The organism is Bacillus sp. FSL R5-0431 (assembly GCF_038002985.1).
Classification (GTDB): Bacteria; Bacillota; Bacilli; order Bacillales; family Bacillaceae; genus Bacillus.
Window position 1 is genome coordinate 1,106,319 of the sequence record NZ_JBBOOG010000001.1, and the last position, 20,914, is coordinate 1,127,232.

Genomic DNA, 20,914 nt, shown 5'->3' on the forward strand with positions numbered 1-20,914 from the left:
AAAAGGGGACATGAACATGGAAACAGGACTGATCATAGGGGCAGATGAATTTTTTGGTCTAGCGCTGTGTGAATATATGATGAAAGAGGGCATTCAAGTGGATATCACATGTCCTCATGATCATACAGAAGAGCAAAAGATGTTATTAGAAGAGCGAATGATGTGGCTCGGCAGAAATGATCTCTTCCGTGTCATTGACCTTCAGGATGGAAAAGACACGTATGACCTCATCTTTATTCAATCAGAGGAATCAGATAAACGACACAAAGACATGAAAGCGAAGCATGGCATGTACCGGGTTCTTTACGAAAAAACCGAAGACGAATCGTCCAATCAGAATGTGCCGGCTGTTATTCTCCCTCGCATGTTCGGACCATGGGCACTTAATAAAGAAAGAACTAAGCGTGATGAAGCATTTTTTGTAGAAGATGTGGTAAGGGATTTGTTCAAGTGGGCATCGGGCACTGAACAAAGACAGGAAATGATATATGAATTGAAGGTAGAAAGACAAACGGATGACAAACAAGCAGAAGAAATGATGGTAGAATGGAAAAGACAAAACTCAACATTTTTCGACAAAAAGCAAGAATGATCTTCCATCTTATCTTTTTTCAGTATAAAATAAACCTATATTTAACATACAGGTTCATGCCTGCATGTGGCAAAGGGAGTTGAACATGGCATGAAGTATCAGCGGCTTGTCATGATCTTTTCGTTCCTTCTCCTATTATCTGCCTGCTCACAGGCACCTTTAAAAGGACAGATTGAGAAGGTGGGTTTACTCGTCCCCGATACAATTAATGATCAAGTTTGGGGAACGAAAGGTTATAAAGGCTTATTAAATATTCAATCAACATTTGGTGTAGATGTTTATTATAAGGAAGGAATGGTCGACAAAGAGAAAATCGTTGATGCCATTGAAGAATTTCACAAAAAAGGAGTCAATTTGATTATTGGCCATGGCAATGAATACAGCGAAATTTTCAACTTAATTAGTGAAGATTATCCGAAAACACAATTTATCACGGTAAATGGAAACAAGCCTCAGGCGGATAATGTCGCGAATGTGACGTTTAAAGGTGAAGCGATGGGCTTTTTCGGAGGCATGACAGCAGCACATATGTCAAAATCAAAAAAGATTGGTATTCTTGCTACATATGATTGGCAAAGCGAAGTAGATGGCTTTATCAAAGGTGCAAAATATCAAGATGAACATGTACAAGTGCTTGCCGAGTTTGTCGAAAACTGGGATGATGCGGACAAAGCCGTGGAGCTCTATCAAAAATTGAAAAAGCAGGGCGTAGATGTTGTATATCCAGCAGGCGATGGTTATAATATCCCTGTCATTGAACAAATCAAAGCCGATAATTTATCAGCGATCGGATATGTCACTGATCAATCCAACCTCGGCAGTCATACCGTCTTAACAAGCACAGTCCAGCATGTGGATAAAGCGTACACTATTATTGCGAAGAAATTTAATGAAGGCAAGCTAAACGAACAAGGTGACTACTCCTTTGATTTTAAAGAAGGAGTGATCGAAATGGGGAAATTTAGTTCCACCATTGACCGTGCTTTTGTGAAAGATATTGAAAGTGATATTGCGACTTACAAAAAAACTGGCAAACTGCCAAATGAAAAGTGAGGATACGACGATGCAGCACGAAAAATCGATGGAGTTTTTACAAATTGCCATGAAGTATTTTCCGCAGGCAAAAGAAGAATTAGATAAAGCGGGTATTCAGCTTGAGCCCGAAGCTCTTCAGCCGCTTTTATCATTGTTTACATCTGTCATGCAAGAGGCATATGAGCTTGGGAAAGCAGATGCAGAATCAGAAAAAGCCACAGAATAGTGGCTTTTTTTATGATAATTTTTTCTTGAAGGCACTAATCATAGGGCCAACATCTTTAAACACAGGCTTCAGCTCATCGATGGAGTTCATAATGTTCCCAATTTGATTCATGACATGCATGTAATCAATTGAGTCTTCACTTGGAGATGTCTCCTCACGTTCCTCCTTTGCTTCTGTCTTGCTTTTCTCCTTTTCAAGCGGCTGGCCAAACATCATAGCCGAAAAAATATCTTTTTGCGCCATATCACATGCTCCTTTCTACTATCGGTATATCAATAATCTATGAAAAAAGTGAGAGGAAAGGTTAGACGTTTGTATTGCCAAGGAGAAAAAAATAAGGTAAAATTAGTACCAGATACTAATATAAGATCACAATATCACATGCTCGTATGAGTAAAAGGAGTCTTATTCAATGAATGCTGGAATTATTGGCCTTGGCCGCTATATACCTGAAAAAGTGTTAACAAATCTTGATTTAGAAAAAATGGTTGAAACTTCTGACGAATGGATTCGTACTAGAACAGGTATAGAAGAAAGAAGAATTGCTTCTGATGATGTCAATACATCTCATATGGCGCTTGCTGCTGCAAAAAAAGCATTAGCTGACGCAGATGTGGCTGCAGAAGATATCGATATGATTCTTGTGGCGACAGTCACGCCAGATCAAGCATTTCCGACAGTCGCTTGTATGATTCAAGAGCAACTCGGTGCACATAAAGCATGTGCAATGGATATTAGCGCTGCGTGTGCTGGCTTTATGTATGGGCTTGTTACTGGAAAACAATTTATCGAATCAGGAACCTTCAAGCACGTGCTCGTCGTTGGCGTTGAAAAGCTTTCTCGCATTACCGACTGGGATGACCGCAATACAGCTGTTCTGTTTGGAGATGGAGCAGGTGCTGCTGTGTTAGGAGAAGTCAGCGAAGGGAAAGGAATTCTCTCATTTGAGCTTGGAGCCGATGGAAGAGGCGGGAAGCACTTGTACTTAGATGAAAAAGATCATACAATCATGAATGGACGAGAAGTATTTAAATTTGCTGTAAGACAAATGGGCGAGTCAAGCGTAAACGTCATCGAAAAAGCTGGACTATCAAAAGAAGACGTTGACTTCTTGATTCCGCATCAAGCAAATATTCGCATTATGGAAGCAGCCCGCGAACGCCTAGAGCTGCCAGTTGAAAAAATGTCGAAGACAGTCCATAAATATGGAAACACATCAGCAGCATCTATTCCAATTTCACTATGTGAAGAAATCGAAGCCGGAAAAATTCATGACGGCGATGTGATTGTAATGGTTGGTTTTGGTGGCGGATTAACGTGGGGCGCAATCGCTATGCGATGGGGCCGATAAAAGAGTGAGGTGCACAAATTAATGGATAAAAAACGAGTAGTTGTTACAGGATTAGGTGCTTTGACACCTCTTGGCAACGATGTAGAGTCAACATGGAAAAATGCTGTAGCAGGTGTATCAGGAGTTGGACCAATCACACGTGTCGATTCAAGTGAATATACCGCAAAAGTAGCAGCAGAACTAAAAAATTTTAACATTGAAGATTACATGGAGAAAAAAGAAGCCCGAAAAATGGCACGCTTCACGCAATATGCAGTCGTTGCTGCTCAAAAGGCGCTAGAAGATTCACGTCTTGAAATCACAGATGAAATCGCACCGCGTGTTGGTGTATGGGTTGGGTCTGGTATTGGCGGACTTGAAACATTTGAAGAGCAGTTTGAAGTGTATTCAAATAAAGGAGCAAGACGCGTAAGCCCATTCTTCGTTCCAATGATGATTCCAGATATGGCAACAGGCCAAATTTCAATTGCACTTGGCGCAAAAGGGGTTAACTCTTGTACAGTGACAGCATGTGCCACAGGGACAAACTCAATTGGTGATGCATTTAAAGTCATTCAGCGCGGAGATGCAGATGCGATGATCACAGGCGGAACAGAAGCGCCGTTAACAAAAATGTCGTTTGCAGGTTTCTGTGCGAACAAAGCCCTTTCGACAAATCCTGATCCAGAGACAGCAAGCCGTCCATTTGACAAAAACCGTGACGGATTTGTTATGGGTGAGGGTGCAGGGATTATTGTTCTTGAAGAACTCGAGCATGCGTTAAAACGCGGGGCGACGATTTATGCAGAAATTGTTGGATATGGTTCAACTGGAGATGCGTATCATATTACAGCACCGGCTCCAAACGGAGAAGGCGGCGTCCGCGCAATGAAAGAAGCGATTCGAGATGCTGGTTTGTCTGTGGAAGAAATTGATTATATCAATGCCCACGGAACAAGCACACCTTACAATGATAAATTTGAAACAATGGCCATTAAAGAAGTGTTCGGAGAGCATGCGAATCAGCTTGCAATCAGTTCGACAAAATCAATGACAGGTCACTTACTTGGCGCAGCAGGCGGAGTAGAAGCTATTTTCTCTGTTCTTGCGATTAAAGACAGCGTCATTCCTCCAACCATTAACCTTGAAACACCGGATGAAGAATGTGATCTTGATTATGTGGCAAATGAAGCACGTTCAAAAGAAGTACAAGTGGCTCTAAGTAACTCACTTGGCTTTGGCGGACATAATGCGACAATTATCTTTAAAAAATACGAAGCGTAATATTTCCTAAGAAGGCGGCGATCTATAAACAGATCGCCGCTTTTTTGCATATGATGAAAATGGAGGTGTTTAGCGGTATGGGTCTAGTCAATACACAATATCTCATTCATCAATCATCATCATTTCAGGAGCTGGCATCGCGCTTTATTCCTTATTTTAAAGGGGCAGAGGAAAAAGAATGGTCCTCTATTCTCTCCCACCTGCAGCATCACGGAATGATTCGGTCTTTTAGATCATGCAAAGACATGATCGACAAGCTCAAAGAAAAAGGGTACTTCCAGCTCGTCATGAAAGAATACAAAACGCTGCAAAAGCAGTGGAAAGGCCCTGACATTCCTGTCTTTATTTTGCCAGTCAATGAGAGCAGCAAAGAAATTAGAGAACAATTTTTTTATCAATCCGGCATGGCATTTGACGACAAGGTCTTTCTCTTTTTGTCGCCAAATACTCCGAAAGAACGTATCGGTACATTGCTGACTCATGAATATCACCATGTATGCAGGTTGCATTTTCTCACGAAAGAAGAAAAAGATTTTACATTCCTTGATACAATCATGATGGAGGGGCTCGCTGAATATGCTGTGTATCATAGATACGGAGAAAGCTATACAGCAAAATGGACCACTCTCTATGACGAAACGCAGCTTCAGCACTTGTATAAGAAATGGGTATCCAGTCATCTTGATCAAAAAGTGCAGGACGACGAAAGACTGATACAGAACCTCCTTTATGGAAAAGGGAACTACCCCAAAATGCTTGGTTACGCCACCGGGTTTTATATCGTGAAAAAGTATTTCAGTGAGCACCGAATCAGCGAGGAGTCTATGATCGCAGAGCCGTCCGAAACTTTTTTAAAGGCGGTAGACTCATAAAGTGAATGATTGACATAAAAAGATAGATATTACAAATTTACTAAATTCTTCTTGATTTCGTCATAACAATGTAATAATATACAAATATAAATTTTGATAATTCTTTATATTCAAAAAATACGGAATTTTTTATTCAATTCTATTGTCTATGGAGAAAGGGGCGAATGAATGACCAAGCTGCTTGAAGTGCAAAACTTAAAAACATATTTTTTTCGAAAAAAAGAACCGATACCTGCTGTTGATGGCGTTGATTTCAGCATTAACAGAGGAGAAACTGTCGCATTAGTCGGTGAGTCTGGATCTGGTAAAAGCATTACGTCCCTATCCATTATGGGGTTGATAAACGGCACTGGTGGAAAAATTATGGACGGTTCCATCAAGCTTGATGGCAAGGACCTAGTTACATATGGTGAAAAGGAATTATGCAGCATTCGTGGTAATGACGTATCTATGATCTTTCAGGAACCCATGACCTCACTTAATCCCGTCCTAACCATCGGGGAACAAATAACAGAAATCCTCATCTATCACAAAAAACTTTCAAAAAAAGAAGCGACGAAAAAAGCGATTGATCTGCTGAAGCTTGTTGGTTTTTCCAGACCGGAACAAATCATCAAAGATTACCCGCACCGTTTATCAGGCGGCATGCGGCAAAGAGTGATGATTGCCATTGCGCTAAGCTGCGATCCGAAGCTTCTCATTGCAGATGAACCGACAACTGCCCTAGATGTAACGATTCAAGCCCAGGTGCTCACATTGATGAAAGATTTATGCACGACATTTGGTACATCTATTCTTCTCATTACTCATGATCTAGGTGTCGTGTCTGAAGTGGCAGATCGAGTCATTGTCATGTACTGCGGACAGGTTGTTGAAAATGGGACCGTCGAAGAATTATTTGATCAGCCGCTTCATCCTTACACAGAAGGGCTGCTTGAATCGATTCCTGTCATTGACGGAGACATACAGCCGTTAAGGGCGATAAAAGGGAATGTCCCTGCGCCAGATCAGCTTCCGGCTGGCTGCCGCTTTGCTCCTAGATGCCCGAAAGTGAAGGAGCGCTGCCTAGGAGAGCTGCCTAAGCTGAGGACATTTGAGAATGGCAGAAGCGTCACATGCTTCTTATATGAGGAGGCAGACCATACATGACCCTTGCTCAAAATCAACCACAGCCAACAGATCTAACAGAGAAAGAAACCATCCTTGAACTGAAACAGATACGAAAACATTTTCCGATTAAAGCGGGCGTCTTTCAGAAGAAAGTCGGTGCAGTTAAAGCTGTTGACGGCATAGACTTGAAGATTTATAAAGGTGAAACGTTAGGCATTGTTGGGGAGTCAGGGTGCGGTAAATCTACACTAGGCCGGACAATGATTCGCTTATATCAGCCAACTGACGGTCAAATCTTTTTTAAAGGGCAAGATATCTCCCGCGTATCAGAATCAAAGCTAAGACAATCAACACGAAAAAACATCCAAATGGTTTTTCAAGATCCCTTTGCATCACTCAACCCTAGAAAAACACTTCGAAGCATCATCAAAGAACCCTACAAAACACATCACTTATATTCCTTAAAAGAAAGAAATGAAAAAGTAGAACAGCTTTTATCAAAGGTGGGTCTTCATCCAAGCTTTGCAAATCGCTACCCTCACGAATTTTCTGGCGGGCAGAGGCAGCGAATCGGCATCGCTCGTGCGCTTGCCATGAATCCCGAAATGATCATCGCAGATGAGCCGGTATCAGCACTTGATGTATCCATTCAGGCGCAGGTGATTAATCTGATGGAGGAGCTTCAGGAGGAATTTGACCTGACATATCTATTTATCTCTCACGATTTAAGTGTGGTCAGGCACATTAGTGATAGAGTCGGCGTGATGTATCTGGGCAAAATGATGGAGCTTGCCGATAAGCACAGCCTGTATGATGAACCGCTCCATCCATATACACAGGCACTGCTTTCTTCTGTTCCTGTTACCCGTAAAAAGGGTCAGATCAAAAGAGAACGTATCATGCTTCAAGGAGATCTGCCAAGTCCTGCGAATCCGCCAAAAGGCTGCGTATTTCACACAAGATGCCCGCATGCGAAGGAAATCTGTAAAGAAAAAATACCAGCATTTCAGGAATTAAAAACAAACCACTTCGTTGCCTGCCACCTCTACGACGCTTAATCAGCTTGGAAGATCTCATCTTTGAGAGGGGGGATGAAGCGGCATCTGTCGTCATTTCTAAAAAAGGATAGGGGGAATTGTATATGAAAGGTAGAAATAGAAAACCCATTTTGGTCAGTTTGCTGCTGATCTTTACACTCATGCTTGCGGCTTGCTCTAGTGGAAATAAAACATCTGGAGATAGTGAAAAGAAATCAACTGGAAAACCTGTACAAGGCGGAGACCTTGTCATCGGTTCAATTGCAGAGCCTACGTTATTTAACTCGCTGTATTCAACAGACGTGGCAAGCTCTGATATTGAGGAAAGAATCTACAGCTTCTTACTTCAAACTGACGGAAAGCTGAACCCTCAGCTATCGCTGGCAGAGGATATTAAAGAATCTGATGACGGCAAGCAGTTTGATGTGACCATTAAAAAAGGCGTAAAGTTTCATGATGGTGAAGAACTGACGGCTGATGATGTTGTGTTTACATACAGCATTCCGATCAATAAGGACTACAATGGAGAGCGCGGTTCAGGCTTTGAAGTATTAGATTCCGTTAAAAAGACAGGGGATTACTCAATCGAATTCAAGCTCAATAAAAAAGATCCCTATTTCTATAATGTCACACTAGGAAGCTATGGCATTTTGCCTAAGCATATTTTAGGTGATGTGCCTGTAAAGGATCTCGGTGAAAATGAATTTAACCGAAAAAAACCAATCGGTTCAGGTCCATTTAAATTTGCAGAGTGGAAAGAAGGAGACTACGTCAAACTAGAAGCCTTTGACGATTATTGGGATGGACGTCCATACCTTGATACCGTCACGATTAAAACGATTCCTGATGAAAATGCAGCTATCGCTCAGCTCTCAGCAGGCGATATTGATTTTTTTGCTGTACCGGGAGCAGAGCTGCAAACGGCTGAAAAAGTCAGCAACATTAAAATTGAATCTGATCTAGGACTGAATTATTCATACATTGGCTGGAACCAGAAAAATGATCTCTTTAAAAGTAAAAAGGTCCGCCAAGCGCTGACACATGCCATTGATCGCCAAACGATTGTCGATCAAGTGTTAGATGGAGACGGCAAAGTTGCCAACATTCCAGAAAGTCCGCTGTCATGGAACTATCCGAAGAATGATCGTGTTCCAGTATTTGAGTTTGATCAAGAAAAAGCGAAAAAGATGCTGAAAGAAGAGGGCTGGGAGGATACAGATGGAGATGGCTATCTTGATAAGAACGGCAAAAAATTCTCCTTTGTCATAAAGACCAACCAAGGAAACAAAGTCCGTGAAGACATCGCTGTCGTTGTCCAGCAGCAACTCAAAGAAATTGGTGTTGAAGCGAAGCCGCAAATTGTGGAATTCAGTGCACTCATTGAGCAGACGACACCGCCTAAATGGGATTACGATGCGCTGCTGCTCGGCTGGAGCCTTGCCACATTCCCTGATCAATTCAGCATCTTCCACTCAAGCCAGTCAGAAAAAGGCTTGAATAACATCTGGTATAAAAATGAAGAGGTCGATAAGCTGTTAGTGGATGCTAAGAACTTAAGCGATCGAAAAGAATATTCAAAGGCATATGAAAAAATTTATGAACTGATCGCAGAAGATCAGCCATATACGTTCCTTTATTATGCCAACTCACATCGCGCGATGCCATCTAATCTCCAAGGCTACTCTTACCACCCGAAAGATGAGTATTACAAAATCGAGAAATGGTGGATTGAACAGTAGGCTGCTATTGAAGAAGGGGAGGGTTCTCCCCTTTCAGTGTGAAGACAAACCTTTCTATTCGGTGTCAGTCCGGCGCGCTGGTGCTCACGGTGATTTCATTCACCAAGCACCAGCTAGATTTAAAGGGTTCTCATATCACGCTGCAATGAAGACAGAGGGCTAAAATAAAGACCATTTTAGCCCTTTTTCATCACAGTATGGCGATCCGATGAAAAAGGAGTTGTGCATATGGTTACATATATCATTAGAAGGACACTGCTTTCCATTCCCATCTTATTTGGGATTACCATTTTGTCCTTCGCCATTATGAAAGCAGCACCAGGCGATCCGATGTCACTCATGATGGACCCGACCATTAGTGCCGCAGACCGGGAAGCCTTTATTGATAAGTACGGCTTGAACGATCCTGAATATGTGCAATATATGAAATGGCTTGGCAATATGCTTCAAGGTGACTTTGGCACCTCCATTGTTAAAAAGGGAACGCCCGTGGCTGATTTGATTTTTGCCCGGCTGCCAAATACCCTCATCCTCATGATCTTTTCTACATTAGTCGCACTGATCATCGCCATCCCATTTGGTGTTCTTTCAGCAAAACGTCCATATACAAAGCTTGACTATGGCATTACGATTACATCTTTTATCGGACTGGCTATTCCGAACTTTTGGTTTGGACTCATTCTGATTATGGTTTTATCTGTGAATCTAGGATGGTTCCCGACAGGCGGTGTTTCTACCTTAAATGCCGATTTTAATGTGTTTGACCGGCTCCATCACATCATTTTACCAGCCTTTGTTTTAGCAACTGCTGATATGGCAGGGCTCACCCGGTACACAAGGTCGAGTATGCTTGATGTCATAAGGCAGGATTATATTCGCACCGCAAGAGCGAAAGGCTTTCGAGAAAACAAAGTCATTTTCAAGCACGGGTTAAGAAACGGTCTTATGCCTGTCATTACGATTTTCGGATTGATGGTTCCATCCTTTATTGGCGGCGCAGTCGTGGTGGAACAAATTTTCACTTGGCCAGGGCTTGGAAAGCTGTTCATCGATTCTGCCTTTTCGAGAGATTATCCGGTCATTATGGCGATGACTGTTATTTCCGCAGTGCTCGTGGTGGTTGGAAATTTAATAGCGGATATTCTATATGCGATCGTTGATCCGCGTATTGAATATTAGAAGGGAGCTGAAGCACAATTGGCACAGCCTAATATGGGAACACCTCCTGTTGATCTCAAATTAAAAGAGGGTCTTCCGCCAAAGCCAGAGACGATGCTGCGTTTATTTTGTGAGAAATTTTTCAAAAATAGACTGGCGGTTGCCGGCTCCGTGATCTTATTGGTCATTATCTTTTCAGCCATTTTCGCTCCAGTGATTGCCCCTTATGCACCAGAGCAGCAAGATTTATTGAAGCGGCTCCAGCCGCCAAGTGCTGAGCATTTGATGGGAACTGACAAGTTTGGCCGAGATATTTTCTCAAGGGTGCTTTATGGAGCGAGGGTCTCTCTGTTAGTTGGCTTCGTCTCAGTGGTCGGGGCGATCACCATTGGCACCGTCGTTGGAGCGGTAGCAGGGTATTTCAAAGGGTTGGTTGATTCTATCTTAATGAGATTTGTTGATGTGGTATTGTCGATTCCTGACATTTTTCTATTGATCACGCTTGTCACCATTTTCAAACCGGGCATTGATAAATTGATATTAATCTTTGCTTTGACCGGCTGGACCACAACCGCGAGACTGATCCGCAGTGAATTCTTATCACTACGAACAAGAGAATTCGTACTCGCGGCAAGAACCATTGGAACGAAAAACCATGTCATCATCTTTTCGCATATTTTACCGAACTGTATCGGTCCTATTATCGTGTCAGCTACACTTAAAGTAGGTTCCGTCATTTTAGCCGAATCAACGCTGAGCTATCTAGGGTTTGGCATACAGCCGCCAACAGCAAGCTGGGGCAACATGCTGCAAGATGCACAAAACTTCTCGATTATGGTGCAAGCGTGGTGGTATCCGCTCTTCCCGGGTTTACTGATATTGCTGACCGTTTTATGCTTTAATTTCTTAGGAGATGGGCTGAGAGATGCGTTTGATCCTAAAAAGCTAAAGTAATGCCTCATTTTTTATGACAAGATGAAAGGGACTCTGCGACACGCACTTTGTTTTCTTTATAAAAATAAAAAAATGCACGCCATCATTCGCTCCGCTTGAAGTTTTGATAAAGTTGGAATAATTTCTCTATCCCTTGCCCATACTGTGGACAACAGTTTTTAAAAAGTGAGGGATTGGTTATGTTATTTCTTCATGACGTATGGGTGAATTGGTTTGAAGGGGAAGAAAATGGCTACAATGTGTGTCATTTTCATGAGTGGCGCAAGGAGGACAGCGTTGAGCTGTTAGATCAAGTGCCTTTACTCAAGGTGCAGAGTCCTTTGTTTGATTACATAGAGAATGATCTTTCAGAGCTGCCAAAGACGCTGCTAGAATCTGTATTTGAGAAATCATATATTCGAAAAAATCATGAACGGCGTAAATTAGAGTATTGCTTTGTGGTCACGGACGGCATTCGAATCATTGCCGTGGATACGATTGGGTACTCCATTCCTGTGAGGAAAAGCCGTTTAATCCCAAGGCAGGAGCAATTGGTGTATGAAATGGTGAAAGATGTGAAGGCTGAGGAATATGAATTCTCTCAGGGCAGCCTTGAGTCGGCGAAGGAGTATCATATTTTGTCATTGCCGCCGCAGCACATCAGTGGATTAACGAGAAAAGAAAGACAGCTGAAGCAGCTCATGTTTATGGCGCTCGATCAATTAAAAGGTCTTCAAAACAGGGCGGAGATTGCGTATTGGTATACGGAATGGAACCCGCGCATGTACAACCAAATCAAACGAATGTCATTCGAAGAGATTTGGAACATGCTTTACAATGAAACCATTGATGGATGGTCAGAGAATCATTTAGCTTTCTGTGAAAAAATGATTAAAGGACAGCCGTTTTTTGAAAAGCTTTGGGAAATGGAAAACGAATCAAAGGTGAATTAGAAAAAGCTTGCAGCGTGATGTGCTGCAAGCTTTTTTTATTTGCGTTTTCTGCCAAGACCCATCGCATTCTCCATTTTTTTCAGCATTTTGTTTGCTGCGCGGTTTGCTTTTTCAGCACCTTCGTCAAGAATGCGGTCAAGCTCGTCTGACTCAATGAGTTCATAGTACCGATCTTGTATTGGTTTTAAAGCATCAACGACTACGTTCGCAAGATCTCCTTTAAACTCACCATACCCTTTGCCTTCGTACTTTTGTTCCAGCTCTGCAATCGATACGTTACCTAATACAGAATAAATCGTCAGCAAGTTAGCAATACCAGGCTTGTTCTCTTTGTCATACTTGACGATGCCTTCAGAATCCGTCACAGCACTTTTAATTTTCTTTTCAAGCTGCTTTGGTTCATCTAATAAGGTAATGAAGGATTTTTGGTTCGGATCGGATTTGCTCATCTTTTTCGTTGGATCTGTTAAAGACATAATCCGAGCGCCTTCTTTTGGAATTTTCACTTCAGGTACAGTGAAGATGTCATTGTATTTTCGATTAAAACGTTCAGCAAGCGTTCTAGTCAATTCAAGATGCTGCTTTTGGTCTTCTCCGACAGGGACTAAATCAGTACCGTATAATAAGATATCGCCAGCCATTAATGGGGGATACGTTAATAGGCCTGAAACAACCGCTTCCTTACCAGCGGATTTGTCCTTAAATTGGGTCATTCTTTCTAATTCCCCAATATAAGCAACACATTGCAGCATCCATCCTGCCTGGGCGTGAGCAGGTACCTCTGATTGGATAAACAATGTTGCCTTCTCTGGATCAAGTCCAACTGCTAAATAAAGAGCTGCTAAGCTTCTAATATTTTGGCGAAGAGCTAGCCGGTCCTGACTCACCGTAATCGCATGTTGATCGACTACACAAAAATAGCCATGATAATCATGCTGCAAATCGACAAATTGCTTCATTGCTCCAATATAGTTCCCTAAAGTCACAGAACCGCTCGGCTGAATGCCTGAAAAAATTGTCTTCTTTGTCATACTAAAACCTCTTTTCTTCAATATAAAAAGGCCCACCCGTCACTTTTCAACAGAAAAGGGACGAATGAACCGTGGTACCACCCTTGTTATTTCACATAGAAATCACTCAAGACGTTGATATCGGAGACTGCTCCGTCTAAGCCTACTAACTTTCAAAAGTGTTCGGTTAGCTGCTCCAAAGCCCATTCCATACATGCCATTATCTGCTCGCACCAGCCGCAGACTCTCTGTAAATGGTGAATATATGTACTCTTCTTTTTCATCGCAACAGTATGTCTATCTATTATAAAGGATGACCATAAAAAAGTCACGAAGCCCTCATGTGACCTTCTCATCATGCCGTTTGACATCTGAAATTTTAGATAAAAAACCAACTATCTGTCAGAATTTTTTAAAAAAGGATGATTAATTATATGTATAAAATATTATTCCTGCTGAATTTGTTAAATTATTTTAATCAATTTACGCTTTAATTTGTTGAAGTGATTGAGACTTTAGTTTATAAAAATCCCTCTTTATCCCCATTTACGTTTTTTAAAAATATATGAAATTGATATTGCAATAAATTATTCTATTCATTATAATTAATTTGTTCACACGTTTGTGCTAGGCTCTATACATAGTGAAAATTCAGAAAAAACAAAAGAAATAGAAAGTAAGCTATTTAGGGACTTTTTTACGCTATTTCTTAAATCTGAATCTCATCTTCTATCGAGACCTTTGAACTAAAACATATTATAAGGGGGAATACAGTTGAAAAAGCGTTGGTCTGTTGTTACTTTAATGCTTATTTTCACACTTGTATTAAGCGCTTGTGGTTTCAGCGGAAACAAATCAGGCGACAGCACGAGCAGTTCTGGAGAGGCTAAAACAACATTAAATGTGAATATCTCCACTGAGCCTTTTTCTCTACATCCGGGATTGGCAAATGATTCAACTTCAGGAAGTGTCATCCGTCAGACTTTTGAGGGTTTAACAAGAATTAACGCTGAAGGTAAGCCAGAAAATGCAATGGCTTCTGATATCAAAACAAGTGCTGATGGTAAAACATACACATTCACACTTCGTGATGCAAAATGGTCTAATGGTGACCCTGTCACAGCTAAAGATTTCGAATATGCTTGGAAATGGGCATTAGATCCTAAAAATGAATCTCAATATGCTTACCAGCTTTACTATATTAAAGGTGCTGAAGCAGCGAACAAAGGGAAAGCGAAAGTTGCTGATGTTGGCATTAAAGCTAAAGACGACAAAACGCTTGTAGTTGAGCTAGAGAACCCAACACCGTTCTTTACTGAACTAACTGCATTCTATACGTATATGCCAGTCAACAAAAAAGTGGCTGAAAAGAATAAAAACTGGTTCACAAATGCTGGTGAAAACTACGTATCTAACGGACCATTCGTTCTTTCTAAATGGAAACATGGCGGTTCTATCACGCTTGAAAAGAACAATGAATACTGGGATAAAGATACTGTGAAATTGAAAAAGATTAACATGTCTATGATCAAAGATACAAACACTGAGCTTAGCATGTTCAAAAAAGGCGAGCTTGACTGGGCTGGTTCACCAACTGGAAGCCTTCCAACTGAGTCTTTAAAAACATTGAAAAAAGAAGGCGGTCTTAAAATCCAAACGATCGCAGGTATCTATAACTACAAATTCAACACAGAAGTTAAACCTTTAAACAATGCAAACATCCGTAAGGCCCTTGCATACTCAATCAACCGTCAAGCGATCGTTGACAAAATTACGCAAGGTGAGCAAGTGCCAGCTATGGCAATCGTTCCTCCAACAATGGAAGGATTCACTGATAACAAAACTGGCTACTTCAAAGATCACGATGTAGCAACTGCTAAAGAATTTCTTGAAAAAGGTGTGAAAGAATTAGGTTATAAGTCAGTTTCTGATCTTCCAGCATTGAAACTTTCTTACAACACAGATGAAGGCCACCAAAAGATTGCTCAAGCAATTCAAGAAATGTGGAAAAAGGATTTAGGCGTGAAAGTTGAACTTGATAACTCTGAGTGGAACGTATACATCGACAAAATCCACAGCGGAGATTACCAAATCGGACGTATGGGCTGGTTAGGTGACTTCAACGATCCAGTGAACTTCCTTGAGCTTTACAAAGATAAAGACGGTGGAAACAACGACACTGGATGGGAAAGCAAAGAGTACAAACAATTGTTGAATGATTCTGCTAAAGAAACAGATAAAACGAAACGTGAAGAAATGCTGAAAAAAGCAGAAGAAATCATCATCAACGATATGCCTATAGCACCAATTTACTTCTACACTCAGCTTTGGGTACAAGATCCAAAACTAAAAGGTGTGGTTGTATCTGGACTAGGTGATGTTCAATACAAATGGGCACATTTCGAAAAGTAAGAATTATAGTGTAAGAGATCTACGGCAAGGATCTTAAGGTATATGGAGGATGTCTCTCCATATACCTTTCTTGCTGATTAGAGAAAATGTTGTAAAATCATGGAGGTGCAATTCCGTTGCTTAAATATATCGGTAAGCGATTAATATATATTTTAATCACACTGTTTGTTATTGTAACTGCAACTTTCTTTCTCATGCAGGCAGCACCGGGTGGTCCATTCTCTGGTGAGAAGAAACTTCCTGCTGAAATTGAAGCAAACCTAAACGAGCACTACGGGTTGGACAAGCCCTTATTTGTTCAATATGTAAACTACTTAGGTTCAGTTGCAAAATTAGATTTTGGTCCCTCATTTAAATATAAAGGACAAACTGTAAATGACTTAATCAGTTCTGGATTCCCCGTTTCCTTTACCCTCGGAATTGAGGCAATTCTCCTCGCATTAGCATTTGGTGTATTGTTTGGGGTCCTTGCAGCGCTCTATCATAACAAGTGGCAGGACTATACGATTGCCATTTTAACGATCTTTGGAATTTCAGTTCCAAGTTTCATTTTAGCTGCGCTACTACAATATGTATTTGCATCTGAGGCAAGCGTTATAGCGATTTTCCCAGTTGCAGGATGGGAGTCTTGGGCCAGCACCGTACTACCTTCTATTGCACTTTCCTTCATGCCTATGGCATTTATCGCTAGACTTGCACGGTCAAGTATGCTTGAAGTTCTAAACAGTGATTACATTAGAACGGCTAGAGCGAAAGGATTAACGAAATCAGCTGTGACGATTAAACACGCAATTCGAAACGCATTGTTACCTGTCATTACATATATGGGACCAATGGCTGCTTCAGTGTTAACAGGTAGTTTTGTCGTGGAGAAGATTTTCGGTATTCCTGGATTAGGCTCTCACTTTGTCACAAGTATTACAAACCGTGATTACACCGTCATCATGGGTGTCACAGTCTTCTACAGTATTATTCTATTAATCAGTATTCTAGTCGTTGACGTCCTCTACGGTATTATCGATCCTAGAATTAAACTGACGAAGGCGAAGAAAGGGGTCTAACACATGGAAGAGATGAGAAAAGATTTATTTGTTCCTGCGACAGCTGATGCAGCAGAATCTGAAAAAATTTCTAAACCTAGTCTATCTTTATGGAAGGATGCTATGCTTCGCTTCCGTGCAAATAAACTTGCAATGGTTGGCCTTTCAATCATTTTTATTATTGTGATGCTGGCCATCTTTGTTCCGATTTTTTCTAAATATGATTACTCGACGACCGATTTACTGAATGCAGACCAGCCACCTTCAAAAGAGCACTGGTTCGGTACAGATGATTTAGGACGTGACATGTTTGTCCGTACATGGGTCGGGGCAAGAATTTCGATCTTCATCGGTCTTGCTGCAGCGGTCCTTGACGTGATCATCGGTATTATCTGGGGAAGTATTGCTGCGTTCAAAGGCGGCCGTACAGATGAAGTCATGATGCGTATCGCAGACGTTTTATGGGCAATTCCAACACTATTAATGGTTATCTTAATGATGGTTGTTCTGCCAAAAGGATTATTAACAATTATCCTCGCCATGACAGTCGTAGGCTGGATAAACATGGCACGTATCGTTCGGGGACAGGTTCTACAATTAAAGAGTCAAGAGTACGTTCTTGCTGCACAAACATTAGGTGCGAAAACATCTAGACTTTTATTTAAACACTTAATTCCAAACTCAATGGGACCAATTCTTGTCACAATGACACTCACCATTCCTTCAGCTATTTTCACGGAGGCATTCTTAAGCTATCTTGGACTTGGTGTACCGGCTCCATTAGCGAGCTGGGGAACAATGGCGTCTGACGGAATTCCGGCCATGACGTACTATCCTTGGAGATTATGGTTCCCAGCCGCATTTATCTGTATAACAATGTTTGGTTTTAACGTGGTTGGAGACGGACTAAGAGACGCTTTAGATCCGAAGTTGCGTAAATAAGGAGTGATTAGGATGGAACGTGAACGTATTCTAGAGGTGAAAGACCTTGCAATCTCATTTAAAACATATGGTGGAGAGGTTCAAGCCATTCGTGGTGTGAACTTCCACTTAAATAAAGGCGAGACACTTGCTATTGTAGGTGAATCTGGCTCTGGTAAAAGTGTGACATCACAGGCCATCATGAGATTAATACCGATGCCGCCGGGTTATTTCAAGCGCGGACAGATCCTGTTTGATGGGCAAGATATCGTCAAGAAAACAGAAAAACAAATGCAAACCATTCGAGGAAAAGACATCTCAATGATCTTCCAGGATCCGATGACTTCTTTGAATCCAACGATGAAAGTCGGGAAGCAAATTACAGAAGTACTGTTCAAGCACGAACAAATTTCAAAAGAAGCGGCTGAAAAAAGAGCTATTGAATTACTGGAACTTGTTGGAATTGCAATGCCTGAAAAAAGAATAAAGCAATACCCACACGAATTTAGTGGCGGGATGAGACAAAGGGTTGTCATCGCGATGGCGCTCGCAGCAGATCCAAAGCTATTGATTGCCGATGAGCCGACGACAGCACTAGATGTAACGATTCAGGCGCAAATTTTAGAATTAATGAAAGAAATTCAGCAAAAGGTTGAAACTTCGATTATCTTTATTACGCATGATCTGGGTGTTGTTGCAAACGTCGCTGATCGTGTAGCCGTTATGTATGCAGGACAGATTGTGGAGACAGGGACTGTTGATGAAATTTTCTACAACCCAAAACATCCATATACGTGGGGACTTTTAGCATCAATGCCGAGCCTTGACACAGATGGCGGAGATGAAGGAAAGCTGACTGCAATCCCAGGAACACCGCCAGATCTGACAAACCCGCCGAAAGGAGATGCATTTGCACTCCGAAGCGATTATGCAATGAAAATTGACTTTGAACAAGAACCGCCAATGTTCAAAGTATCAGATACGCATTATGTGAAATCATGGCTACTTCATCCAAATGCACCTAAAGTTGAACCGCCTGCTTCTGTAAAGGCGAGAATGCGTGAACTAGAAGGTAGCTACGAAAAACCTGTATTAGTAAAAGAGGGTGAATAGCATGGCAGAAAAACTGTTAGAAATTAAAAACTTGAAGCAGCATTTCCATACAGCAAGAGGAACTGTGAAAGCAGTTGACGGCGTTTCATTTGATATTTACAAAGGTGAAACACTTGGCCTTGTAGGTGAGTCTGGATGTGGTAAATCCACTACGGGCCGCTCCATCATTAGACTTTATGATGCGACAGATGGCGAGGTTCTTTATAAAGGGGAAAGTGTACACGGGAAGAAATCAAGACAAAAAATGCTTGAGTTCAACCGTCAAATGCAGATGATCTTCCAAGATCCATATGCCTCACTGAACCCTAGAATGACCGTGCTTGATATCATTGCAGAAGGCATCGACATTCATGGTCTTGCGAAAACAAAGCAAGCGCGTAAAGAGCGTGTGTACCAATTGCTTGAAACCGTTGGATTGAACAAAGGGCATGCAAACAGATACCCGCATGAATTCTCTGGTGGTCAAAGGCAGCGTATCGGGATTGCCCGTGCATTAGCAGTTGAACCAGATTTTATCATAGCCGATGAACCAATCTCTGCATTAGATGTGTCGATCCAAGCGCAGGTCGTCAACTTAATGAAAGAACTTCAAGAAGAAAAAGGCTTAACGTACTTATTCATTGCTCATGACCTGTCCATGGTAAAATACATCAGCGATCGTATTGGCGTGATGTATTTCGGAAAATTGGTTGAGCTGGCACCAGCGAATGAATTATACGAAAATCCGCTTCATCCATATACAAAATCATTACTATCTGCGATTCCGCTTCCAGATCCTGATTATGAGCGTAACCGCAAACGAATCAAGTATGATCCATCTGTTCACAAAGGAACAAACACAGAGTTCCGTGAAGTGAAGCCAGGTCACTTTGTGAGCTGCACAGAGGAAGAATTCAAAGAGCTTCAAGCTAAACAATCATAAGAAGAAAGAAGAAAGAAGCGCTGCTATGTCAGTGCTTCTTTTTTTATTTTACAAAAAATAAGATGATGGTAATTTCTAGATAACAACAAGCGGTTTCTAGGAGGAAATCAGATGTCGATATGGAAGACGTTTCGCTACTCATTGTTTCATTGTCTGATCGTATTCATGCTTTTTTCAACGTCTTTTTTGAGAAAACCAAATGGAGGACAGTGGATGCTCGTGTTTATGGTGCTCATTGGCATTGTGTCTTTTTCGGTGGAATATATGCTTAACCGAAAGACAAGCAATCAGAAGCAAGAAGCACCGCGCATGAAGTATCTTTATTTCATCATGTTTCAAATAGCGCTGACACTCATCCTGTTTGTCTGTTTTCAACTACACATGGACCGTTCGATATAAAACTTTTTTCTGTTGTTTGAAAAAAAGTGAAACTAGTGAAGACTTTGCTGCGTCTTACTAGTACAGGCGTTTAAATAGCAGGAAATCGGGAATATCTAAGGAAGTGGTTCTTAACGATATCATAAGGAGCGGATCCATGAATTGGTATGAAAAGCTCAGTGAATACTTCCCGATAGAAGAAATGAAGTCAAAAGAGCATATGGAAGCTTTATTAAAGGAAAGAAGTGATATTTATCATAAGGAGGAAGGACCTCATCACGTGATGATGTACGCCGAATTTGATTCTTTCATCTTTATCGATTATTTATTTGTTTCCAGAGATGCAAGAGGTGAAGGCCTCGGATCAAAGCTCATTCATAAGCTGAAGGAAAAAAAGAAACCGATCTTGCTTGAGGTCGAGCCTGTAGATGAAGATGATGCAGATACTGCAAAACGCCTAAAGTTTTACCAAAGAGAGCACTTCAAGCATGCAGAATCAATCGGTTATAAACGCAGGTCACTTGCAACAAATGAAGTGAACCGCATGGAAATCCTTTATTGGTCGCCTCTTACAGATAATGAGGAAGAAATGATGGAGGCTATGAAGAAGACCTATGAACGAATCCATACGTATAAAGATGAAGAATGGTATGGGCAGTCGTATGAGGATGTTGATGATGTATTGAAGGTCATTGAAAATAGAAAACAAAAAAATATTTTCGATCATCTCGACTAAATGAGAATGTTCAGACATCAAGCAGCACCACAAAATGAATGAAATTGTCTAGTTTTTGTCACAAAAGTTGCAAGAAAATCTGTTCACACTTACTTTTTTATAGTATAATCACT

21 protein-coding genes and 1 other annotated feature are annotated in these 20,914 nt (G+C 41.3%); of the genes, 19 read left to right on the plus strand and 2 right to left on the minus strand.

Annotated features, from left to right (window positions below):
• Positions 1-16 precede the first annotated feature (16 nt).
• The 3 genes from MKZ03_RS05385 (at position 17) to MKZ03_RS05395 (ending at position 1,853) form a co-directional block, all read left to right on the plus strand.
• Positions 17-592: a nad binding enzyme gene (locus MKZ03_RS05385; protein ID WP_334748615.1), complete on the plus strand. Its 576-nt coding sequence runs from the start codon at positions 17-19 to the stop codon at positions 590-592.
• Between the two features lie 90 nt (positions 593-682).
• Entirely contained in the window at positions 683-1,645 is a 963-nt protein-coding gene (locus MKZ03_RS05390; protein ID WP_034663299.1) for a BMP family ABC transporter substrate-binding protein, read from the plus strand.
• A gap of 10 nt (positions 1,646-1,655) precedes the next feature.
• The gene (locus MKZ03_RS05395) at positions 1,656-1,853 is read left to right on the plus strand and encodes a ComZ family protein (RefSeq protein WP_003211983.1); all 198 of its coding nucleotides are present in this window, start codon (positions 1,656-1,658) and stop codon (positions 1,851-1,853) included.
• A 9-nt stretch (positions 1,854-1,862) separates the two neighbouring features.
• On the opposite strand, the gene MKZ03_RS05400 is transcribed toward MKZ03_RS05395, so the two are convergent.
• Positions 1,863-2,096 (minus strand): hypothetical protein, encoded by a 234-nt coding sequence (locus tag MKZ03_RS05400; RefSeq protein WP_034663296.1) that lies wholly within the window; start codon positions 2,094-2,096, stop codon positions 1,863-1,865.
• A 169-nt stretch (positions 2,097-2,265) separates the two neighbouring features.
• On the opposite strand from MKZ03_RS05400, the gene MKZ03_RS05405 reads away from it, so the two are divergent.
• From MKZ03_RS05405 to MKZ03_RS05445, 9 genes are all read left to right on the plus strand, one after another.
• The gene (locus tag MKZ03_RS05405; RefSeq protein ID WP_012009552.1) at positions 2,266-3,204 is read left to right on the plus strand and encodes a beta-ketoacyl-ACP synthase III; all 939 of its coding nucleotides are present in this window, start codon (positions 2,266-2,268) and stop codon (positions 3,202-3,204) included.
• Positions 3,205-3,225: 21 nt separating this feature from the next.
• A complete protein-coding gene (gene fabF / locus MKZ03_RS05410; RefSeq protein ID WP_341031200.1) occupies positions 3,226-4,467 on the plus strand; it encodes a beta-ketoacyl-ACP synthase II in 1,242 nt (413 codons plus the stop codon).
• A 77-nt stretch (positions 4,468-4,544) separates the two neighbouring features.
• A complete protein-coding gene (locus tag MKZ03_RS05415) occupies positions 4,545-5,339 on the plus strand; it encodes a DUF2268 domain-containing protein (RefSeq protein WP_307499448.1) in 795 nt (264 codons plus the stop codon).
• A gap of 168 nt (positions 5,340-5,507) precedes the next feature.
• Positions 5,508-6,488 (plus strand): ABC transporter ATP-binding protein, encoded by a 981-nt coding sequence (locus MKZ03_RS05420; protein WP_307499449.1) that lies wholly within the window; start codon positions 5,508-5,510, stop codon positions 6,486-6,488.
• Entirely contained in the window at positions 6,485-7,507 is a 1,023-nt protein-coding gene (locus MKZ03_RS05425) for an ABC transporter ATP-binding protein (RefSeq protein ID WP_066031039.1), read from the plus strand. The genes MKZ03_RS05420 and MKZ03_RS05425 overlap by 4 nt, the downstream gene beginning before the upstream one ends.
• An 83-nt stretch (positions 7,508-7,590) precedes the next feature.
• Positions 7,591-9,225, plus strand: coding sequence for a peptide-binding protein (locus tag MKZ03_RS05430; protein WP_307499451.1), 1,635 nt, complete (start codon positions 7,591-7,593; stop codon positions 9,223-9,225).
• Between the two features lie 228 nt (positions 9,226-9,453).
• A complete protein-coding gene (locus MKZ03_RS05435; RefSeq protein ID WP_341031203.1) occupies positions 9,454-10,404 on the plus strand; it encodes an ABC transporter permease in 951 nt (316 codons plus the stop codon).
• Positions 10,405-10,437: 33 nt separating this feature from the next.
• Positions 10,438-11,337 (plus strand): oligopeptide ABC transporter permease, encoded by a 900-nt coding sequence (gene opp4C / locus MKZ03_RS05440; RefSeq protein WP_307500656.1) that lies wholly within the window; start codon positions 10,438-10,440, stop codon positions 11,335-11,337.
• Positions 11,338-11,516: 179 nt separating this feature from the next.
• On the plus strand, positions 11,517-12,269 hold the full coding sequence (locus MKZ03_RS05445) for a YjbA family protein (RefSeq protein ID WP_307499453.1): 753 nt from the start codon (positions 11,517-11,519) through the stop codon (positions 12,267-12,269).
• Positions 12,270-12,304: 35 nt separating this feature from the next.
• On the opposite strand, the gene trpS is transcribed toward MKZ03_RS05445, so the two are convergent.
• Complete coding sequence (trpS, locus tag MKZ03_RS05450; RefSeq protein ID WP_060596002.1) at positions 12,305-13,300, minus strand: tryptophan--tRNA ligase; 996 nt, start codon at positions 13,298-13,300, stop codon at positions 12,305-12,307.
• 53 nt (positions 13,301-13,353) lie between these two features.
• Positions 13,354-13,572: a binding site (T-box leader), on the minus strand.
• 481 nt (positions 13,573-14,053) lie between these two features.
• On the opposite strand from trpS, the gene MKZ03_RS05455 reads away from it, so the two are divergent.
• From MKZ03_RS05455 to MKZ03_RS05485, 7 genes are all read left to right on the plus strand, one after another.
• Positions 14,054-15,691, plus strand: coding sequence for a peptide ABC transporter substrate-binding protein (locus MKZ03_RS05455; protein ID WP_034666712.1), 1,638 nt, complete (start codon positions 14,054-14,056; stop codon positions 15,689-15,691).
• A 116-nt stretch (positions 15,692-15,807) separates the two neighbouring features.
• On the plus strand, positions 15,808-16,752 hold the full coding sequence (locus tag MKZ03_RS05460; protein ID WP_034663268.1) for an ABC transporter permease: 945 nt from the start codon (positions 15,808-15,810) through the stop codon (positions 16,750-16,752).
• A gap of 3 nt (positions 16,753-16,755) precedes the next feature.
• The gene (locus tag MKZ03_RS05465) at positions 16,756-17,673 is read left to right on the plus strand and encodes an ABC transporter permease (protein ID WP_034663265.1); all 918 of its coding nucleotides are present in this window, start codon (positions 16,756-16,758) and stop codon (positions 17,671-17,673) included.
• A 12-nt stretch (positions 17,674-17,685) separates the two neighbouring features.
• On the plus strand, positions 17,686-18,765 hold the full coding sequence (locus tag MKZ03_RS05470) for an ABC transporter ATP-binding protein (RefSeq protein ID WP_034663262.1): 1,080 nt from the start codon (positions 17,686-17,688) through the stop codon (positions 18,763-18,765).
• A gap of 1 nt (position 18,766) precedes the next feature.
• Positions 18,767-19,687, plus strand: a complete 921-nt coding sequence (locus MKZ03_RS05475; RefSeq protein WP_340972361.1) for an ABC transporter ATP-binding protein — start codon at positions 18,767-18,769, stop codon at positions 19,685-19,687.
• A 111-nt stretch (positions 19,688-19,798) separates the two neighbouring features.
• Entirely contained in the window at positions 19,799-20,086 is a 288-nt protein-coding gene (locus tag MKZ03_RS05480; RefSeq protein ID WP_307499454.1) for a hypothetical protein, read from the plus strand.
• Between the two features lie 136 nt (positions 20,087-20,222).
• Positions 20,223-20,801 (plus strand): GNAT family N-acetyltransferase, encoded by a 579-nt coding sequence (locus tag MKZ03_RS05485; RefSeq protein ID WP_340972364.1) that lies wholly within the window; start codon positions 20,223-20,225, stop codon positions 20,799-20,801.
• Positions 20,802-20,914: the final 113 nt, after the last annotated feature.

Bases quoted from the DNA above. Each gene is read 5' to 3' on its own strand.
- MKZ03_RS05430 (WP_307499451.1), top strand. From the start codon at position 7,591: ATGAAAGGTAGAAATAGAAAACCCATTTTGGTCAGTTTGCTGCTGATC.
- MKZ03_RS05395 (WP_003211983.1), top strand. From the start codon at position 1,656: ATGCAGCACGAAAAATCGATGGAGTTTTTACAAATTGCCATGAAGTAT.
- fabF (WP_341031200.1), top strand. From the start codon at position 3,226: ATGGATAAAAAACGAGTAGTTGTTACAGGATTAGGTGCTTTGACACCT.
- MKZ03_RS05485 (WP_340972364.1), top strand. From the start codon at position 20,223: ATGAATTGGTATGAAAAGCTCAGTGAATACTTCCCGATAGAAGAAATG.
- MKZ03_RS05425 (WP_066031039.1), top strand. From the start codon at position 6,485: ATGACCCTTGCTCAAAATCAACCACAGCCAACAGATCTAACAGAGAAA.
- opp4C (WP_307500656.1), top strand. From the start codon at position 10,438: ATGGGAACACCTCCTGTTGATCTCAAATTAAAAGAGGGTCTTCCGCCA.
- MKZ03_RS05475 (WP_340972361.1), top strand. From the start codon at position 18,767: ATGGCAGAAAAACTGTTAGAAATTAAAAACTTGAAGCAGCATTTCCAT.
- MKZ03_RS05385 (WP_334748615.1), top strand. From the start codon at position 17: ATGGAAACAGGACTGATCATAGGGGCAGATGAATTTTTTGGTCTAGCG.
- MKZ03_RS05400 (WP_034663296.1), bottom strand. From the start codon at position 2,096: ATGGCGCAAAAAGATATTTTTTCGGCTATGATGTTTGGCCAGCCGCTT.
- MKZ03_RS05435 (WP_341031203.1), top strand. From the start codon at position 9,454: ATGGTTACATATATCATTAGAAGGACACTGCTTTCCATTCCCATCTTA.
- MKZ03_RS05470 (WP_034663262.1), top strand. From the start codon at position 17,686: ATGGAACGTGAACGTATTCTAGAGGTGAAAGACCTTGCAATCTCATTT.
- MKZ03_RS05415 (WP_307499448.1), top strand. From the start codon at position 4,545: ATGGGTCTAGTCAATACACAATATCTCATTCATCAATCATCATCATTT.
- MKZ03_RS05420 (WP_307499449.1), top strand. From the start codon at position 5,508: ATGACCAAGCTGCTTGAAGTGCAAAACTTAAAAACATATTTTTTTCGA.
- MKZ03_RS05405 (WP_012009552.1), top strand. From the start codon at position 2,266: ATGAATGCTGGAATTATTGGCCTTGGCCGCTATATACCTGAAAAAGTG.
- MKZ03_RS05480 (WP_307499454.1), top strand. From the start codon at position 19,799: ATGTCGATATGGAAGACGTTTCGCTACTCATTGTTTCATTGTCTGATC.
- trpS (WP_060596002.1), bottom strand. From the start codon at position 13,300: ATGACAAAGAAGACAATTTTTTCAGGCATTCAGCCGAGCGGTTCTGTG.
- MKZ03_RS05465 (WP_034663265.1), top strand. From the start codon at position 16,756: ATGGAAGAGATGAGAAAAGATTTATTTGTTCCTGCGACAGCTGATGCA.
- MKZ03_RS05445 (WP_307499453.1), top strand. From the start codon at position 11,517: ATGTTATTTCTTCATGACGTATGGGTGAATTGGTTTGAAGGGGAAGAA.
- MKZ03_RS05390 (WP_034663299.1), top strand. From the start codon at position 683: ATGAAGTATCAGCGGCTTGTCATGATCTTTTCGTTCCTTCTCCTATTA.